The following is a 6398-nucleotide window of genomic DNA, read 5'->3' as shown; positions in this document are numbered from 1 at the left end:
TGAAATATACTGAGCAGGTTGGCGACATCAAAGATGAACCTAACTATGATAACGCACTTGCTGCACTGTAATAAACCATAGCTGAATGAAAGACAACAGGTTTGTTAAGGGCAGAATGAAGAGTGTAGAGTACTCGGTAAAAGGAGCTTTTAAGCTGGTAACAACCGAGCACAGCGTAATGGTTCAGTTTTTTTTAGGCATTGCAGTAACTGTTGCCGGATTTTATTTTGAAATATCTGCTACCGAATGGATGATGCAGATATTCTCAATAGGACTCGTGCTATCCATTGAAGGGCTGAATACTGCAGCGGAAAAAATATCCGACTTCATTCACCCGGAGTATCACGAGAAAATAGGCTTTATTAAAGACATTGCTTCCGGAGCGGTGTTCTTTGCAGCTATGGCTGCTATAGCTGTAGGTGCAATAATATATTATCCTAAAGTAGTACTGCTTTTTTAAATTTATTGATATTTTTACAGTCACGATACGTATTATAAATGGCAAAGAGCAAAAAAGAAACATCAGGTAGTTCTACAGAAAAAGCTACAGCAGAAAAGAAAAAGTGGGGATTATCCCGCCAGCATAAAGTCCTTATCGGTATGCTGTTTTTTTTATTTTCTGTAGCATTGCTTTTATCGTTTATTTCTTATTTCCTGTATTGGGAATCGGATCAAAGCGAGCTGACCGCTTTCAGCAACAGACAGCAATCTGTACATAACTGGCTGGGTAAATTTGGAGCCTCATTGGCTGATTTTTTCATCAACAAAGGTTTTGGTGTAGCTTCATTTATCCTTATTCGATTTTTTTTCCTGACAGGTGCGTACCTTGTACTTGATCTTCCTGTAAGAAAATTAAAAAAAACATTATTTTGGGATATATATCTTGTAATAATCGTATCGATACTATTTGGATTCTTTAACCCATACATTCCTGAACTTGGGGGTATTATTGGTTTTGAAATGAACCTGTTTATGCAGGACTACCTTGGCAAGACAGGAACAGTTCTGGTACTTGTTTTTGCGTTATTCATCTTCCTTATCTTTAAAATAAAGATGTCTCCAGATGCCATTAAGACTTTCTTTGAACGCAGGATGGAAGAAAATGAGGCTAATGAAGAAAATCAGACTGACACAGCCCCTACACCAATAGCTGTTGTTCCTGCTACAAAACCTGAACCAGTCGTAGTACCGGTCGCTTTAAAGGAACAAGACCTTTTGGAAAATGATTATATTGAGGATGAAGATGACGAACAGCTTAATAACATTGAGCTAAAAACCATCCCTACCCCTCCTCCATCGCAGTTTGAAATAAATCGTGATGCACTTAAACCAACCATTCAGCACGCATCTGAAATAAACCTTGACCCTGTTAAGCCTAAGCAGCCTGAGCCGGTTCACCATGAGATCATTGAAACCAGTGACAAAAATTTTGTTATTGAAAAAATTGAAGAAGAGGCTACCGTAGAAGAAAACCTTGCGGCAAGACTCGTTAAGGATTTTGGAGAATTTGACCCTACCTTAGATCTTTCAAATTACCAGTTCCCTTCTATTGAGCTACTAAAAGACTACTCTTCGGGGGGAATCACCATCAACCAGGAAGAGCTTGAAGAGAATAAGAACCGTATTGTAGAAACGCTTCGTAACTACAAGATAGACATTGCACAAATTAAAGCTACTGTAGGCCCTACAGTTACCTTATATGAAATCGTCCCTGAAGCAGGTATCCGTATCTCTAAGATCAAAAGTCTTGAAGATGATATCGCACTTTCGCTTTCGGCATTAGGTATACGTATCATTGCTCCTATTCCAGGTAAAGGAACCATTGGTATTGAGGTTCCCAACAAGAATCCAACCATGGTATCTATGAAAAGCGTTATAGCTGCTCCTAAATTCCAGACTGCAGAAATGGAACTCCCTATTGCTTTGGGTAAAACCATCTCAAACGAAACTTTTGTAGTAGACCTTGCCAAAATGCCTCACCTTCTTATGGCAGGTGCAACAGGTCAGGGTAAATCGGTTGGTCTTAATGCCGTACTTACATCACTTCTCTACAAGAAACACCCCGCTGAGGTGAAATTTGTATTGGTTGACCCTAAAAAAGTTGAACTTACCTTATTTAATAAAATTGAAAGACATTATCTGGCTAAATTACCGGATGATGGCGATGCGATTATAACAGATAACACTAAGGTTATCAACACACTGAACTCGTTATGTATTGAAATGGATAACCGTTACAGCCTGCTTAAGGATGCAATGGTCAGAAATATCAAGGAATATAACGAGAAGTTCCGCCAAAGAAAATTAAATCCCGAGAATGGACACCGCTTTCTGCCATATATAGTTCTTGTTGTCGATGAGTTCGCCGATCTTATCATGACAGCAGGTAAAGAAGTTGAAACTCCTATCGCACGTTTGGCACAGCTTGCCCGAGCCATTGGTATTCACCTTATTATTGCAACACAGCGTCCGTCTGTTAATGTAATTACCGGTATTATTAAGGCTAACTTTCCGGCCAGGATTGCTTTTAGGGTTACATCTAAGATAGATTCCCGTACTATTCTGGACAGTCAGGGAGCTGATCAGCTTATCGGCCGTGGTGATATGCTTTATACACAAGGAAATGACCTTACACGCGTACAGTGTGCCTTTGTAGATACACCTGAGGTAGAAAAAATCACCGAATTTATCGGTTCACAAAAAGCTTATCCTAATGCTTACCTGCTCCCTGAGTATGTTGGAGAGGAAAGTGGCATCAATCTTGATATAGACATATCAGAAAGAGATTCGATGTTCAGGGATGCCGCAGAAGTGATCGTTACTGCCCAACAGGGTTCAGCATCATTACTTCAACGTAAATTAAAATTGGGATACAACAGAGCAGGCAGGCTTATAGATCAGCTTGAAGCTGCAGGTATTGTAGGTCCATTTGAAGGAAGTAAAGCCAGAAGTGTAATTATTCCTGATCTTACAGCTCTTGAGCAATTTTTCAAAAATGAAGAAAACAACTTTTAGCATGCGTACGATTCAAGGTATATTACTATTATTTGTATTTACTCTAACACTAAACCTGCAGGCACAAAATGCCGAAAAAGCAAAAGACTTATTGGATCAGGTAACCGCCAGGGTAAAAAGCTATGAGAATATTGCCATTGACTTTAAATATTCGATGAGTAACTCTAAGCAAAGCCTCAATCAGGAAAGCAAAGGAAGTGTTACACTTAAAGGCAATCTGTACTTGTTGAATTTTATGGGTACAACCAGAATATTTGACGGAAAAAAAGTTTATAATATTGTCCCTGAGGACGAAGAGATATCCATATCAAAATATGATAATCAAAAGTCTGATGACCTTACGCCTTCTAAAATGCTCACTTTCTTCAATTCCGGATATAAGTATTCATGGGATATCCTTCAGAATGTTAAAGGGAGAAAAATACAATATGTCAAATTGACTCCTCTTAATACAAAAGACAAAACAAAAGAGATACTTATAGGGGTTGATGTACAGACAAAGCATATTTATAACTTCATTCAGACAGAAAAGGATGGTACTAAAATTGTTATTACCATAAATTCTTTTAAAACAAATCAGCCTTTGTCAAAAAATCATTTTACCTTTACCGAAGGTAAATACCCTAACTACTACATTAATAGATTAGACTAATTTTTGGTGAAAATATTAGACCGCTACATCCTGACATCGTTCATTAAGACCTTTGCGTCGGTTTTTATTATCCTGTTTTTCATTTTTGTATTACAGGCAATATGGCTTTTTATAGCCGAACTGGCGGGTAAAGATCTTGATATATGGCTTGTTATTAAGTTTTTGGCGTTCTATGCTCCAAAAATAGTACCTCTTGTATTACCCCTTTCCATACTGTTAGCTTCAATTATGACCTTTGGCAGTTTTGCCGAAAACTATGAATTTGCCGCTATGAAATCTTCGGGAATATCTCTAAAAAGGGCTATGAAGGCATTAACTATATTTATTTTTGGCTTAAGTATAGTAGCATTCTTTTTCGCAAATAATGTTATCCCTAAAGCTGAATATAAATTTCTCAACCTTCGAAAGAATATTATTCAGCGTAAGCCTGCTATGGCAATCGCTGAGGGGCAGTTTAACGCGATAGGAAATTTCAATATTAAAGTCGATAAAAAATCAGGCGATAATGGCGAAAAACTCAAGGGTGTCACAATTCATAAAAGAATTCCCGGTAATACAACTGCAACAATAATACGTTCAAAGACAGGCTTACTAAAAAGTAGCGAAAAATCTAATCTACTTCAGCTGGAACTTTATGATGGCTACTATTACGAAGAGATAAATTCCAAAAATCCTGCTGAACGTATGAAACAACCTTTTGCAAAAAGTAGTTTCTCTAAACAGGTAATGAATATTGATCTTACTATCCTTAATTCCAACGATATGGATGAGGAAAAGATCAGCAACACTAATAATATGCTAAATATAAGCGAATTGAGGTACACACTTGATTCACTTGAAGCAAATTACGTGAAGGAATCAAAAAGCATTGCAGACAATATTACGCAAAGATATAATGCATCGCTTACTCCTAACTCACCTCAAAAACTTGTCACTCCATTAGATACAACTATTAAAAGTAAAAACAGGATACCGAAGAATCTTTTGGATCTTGTTCATGAAAAAAATGATAAATTAAGAGTTCTTGATGTTGCAAATAATAATATTACAAGTTCAGATTTTTTCATTTCTTCGGGGAAAGCACAGCTTTTCGATAAAACTAAAAACATTAATGGACACTGGCTGGCACTTTATGATAAGCTTGTAATTGCTTTTTCCTGCCTGCTGATGTTCTTCATTGGCGCTCCTTTAGGTGCCATCATACGTAAAGGCGGATTGGGATTACCAATTGTTTTCGCTATATTAATATTTATCATTTATCATTTCATAAATACATTTGGAAGAAAACTTGCCAGTGAGAATGGTATTCCGCCATTTTTAGGTTCGTGGATGTCTTCCTTTGTTTTAAGCCCATTGGCAATTATGCTTACATATCGTGCTACAAATGATATAGGAATGATAAATATGGACAATATAATAATGCCTCTTCAAAAGGTATTTTCGAAATTATTTAAAATTAAATCAAAAGAAGCATAATGGCTACCGATATACAAATAAAACTAAACACCATTGAAGAAGCTATAGAAGACATACGCAATGGTAAAATTATTATTGTTGTAGATGATGAAGATCGCGAAAATGAAGGTGATTTTCTTGCAGCTGCAGATAAGGTAACACCTGAAATGATAAATTTTATGGCAACACATGGAAAGGGTCTGATATGTACTCCCCTAACCGAAAAACGCTGTAAAGAATTGGGTCTTCACCCAATGGTTACTAACAATACAGATTCAATGGAAACTGCATTTACAGTCTCTATTGACCTTAAAGGAAAAGGAGTAACAACAGGTATATCTGCTCAGGATCGTTCAAAAACAGTTGAAGCACTAACAGATCCTGATACCAAACCACATGATCTAGGCAGGCCAGGACATATATTTCCACTTATTGCTAAAGAAGGGGGTGTTCTAAGAAGAACAGGCCATACTGAGGCTGCTATAGACTTTGCAAGGCTTGCAGGATTTAAACCTGCCGGTGTTATTTGCGAAATCATGAATGAAGACGGAACTATGGCCCGTTTACCTGAATTGTATGAAGTAGCACAGAAATTTGACCTTAAGCTGGTTTCTATAGAGGATCTCGTTGCTTACAGAATGCAACACGACAGCCTTATACAGAAAAAAGAAGATTTCGAGGTTGAAACTCGCTTTGGCACCTTTCGAATGAGAGCTTACGTACAGACCACAAATAAACAGATACATATTGCCCTTACAAAAGGAAGCTGGAACATAGGCGAACCTGTACTTACCAGAATAAACTCAACACAGATAAATAATGATATCCTTGGTACACTGACCAATGATGCCGACAAAAAACTAGATAATATGTTCAGGCGCATCAATGAAGAAGGCAAAGGAGCTATATTATTTATTAATCAGGAAGTATCACCTATTGAATTGCTTGGACGTATCAAAGAATTGAAAGTTTTACAGGAGCAAGGCATCACTAAGGCACCGCAATTAAAAATGGATGACAGGGATTTTGGTATTGGGGCACAAATATTACATGATATTGACATCAGTAAAATCCGTCTGCTTACCAATTCTGCTCAGACAAAACGTGTCGGAATGATAGGATATGGGCTGGAAATAACAGAATATGCAGAATTTTAAAAAAAACTTTCATCCTTAAATATTAGGTAATGAAATGTTTAGGAAATAGTGAAGCATAAAATATGTTTTTAAGCAAAATAGTTTTTGGCAAACCGAAAAAGCTTGCTATATTTGCAACC

The 6398-nt window shown here is 37.1% G+C and carries 5 protein-coding genes; all 5 read left to right on the top strand.

From position 1 onward, the window contains the following. Positions 1-85: 85 nt before the first annotated feature. From ACX0HA_RS14980 to ribB, 5 genes are read left to right on the top strand one after another with little or no spacing between them, the layout of a single operon-like run. Complete coding sequence (locus tag ACX0HA_RS14980; RefSeq protein WP_458846110.1) at positions 86-460, top strand: diacylglycerol kinase; 375 nt, start codon at positions 86-88, stop codon at positions 458-460. 38 nt (positions 461-498) lie between these two features. Then, positions 499-3015: a DNA translocase FtsK gene (locus tag ACX0HA_RS14975; RefSeq protein WP_458846109.1), complete on the top strand. Its 2517-nt coding sequence runs from the start codon at positions 499-501 to the stop codon at positions 3013-3015. Between the two features lies 1 nt (position 3016). Further along, on the top strand, positions 3017-3667 hold the full coding sequence (locus tag ACX0HA_RS14970; RefSeq protein ID WP_458846108.1) for a LolA family protein: 651 nt from the start codon (positions 3017-3019) through the stop codon (positions 3665-3667). Positions 3668-3673: 6 nt separating this feature from the next. Further along, complete coding sequence (locus ACX0HA_RS14965; RefSeq protein WP_458846107.1) at positions 3674-5143, top strand: LptF/LptG family permease; 1470 nt, start codon at positions 3674-3676, stop codon at positions 5141-5143. Then, on the top strand, positions 5143-6279 hold the full coding sequence (gene ribB / locus ACX0HA_RS14960) for a 3,4-dihydroxy-2-butanone-4-phosphate synthase (RefSeq protein WP_458846106.1): 1137 nt from the start codon (positions 5143-5145) through the stop codon (positions 6277-6279). Before ACX0HA_RS14965 ends, ribB begins: the two co-directional genes overlap by 1 nt. Positions 6280-6398 lie beyond the last annotated feature (119 nt).

This window comes from Flavobacterium hauense (genome assembly GCF_054457175.1).
The sequence above is the reverse complement of the archived record's forward strand: the minus strand, read 5'-3'. Positions and strand labels throughout refer to the sequence as shown.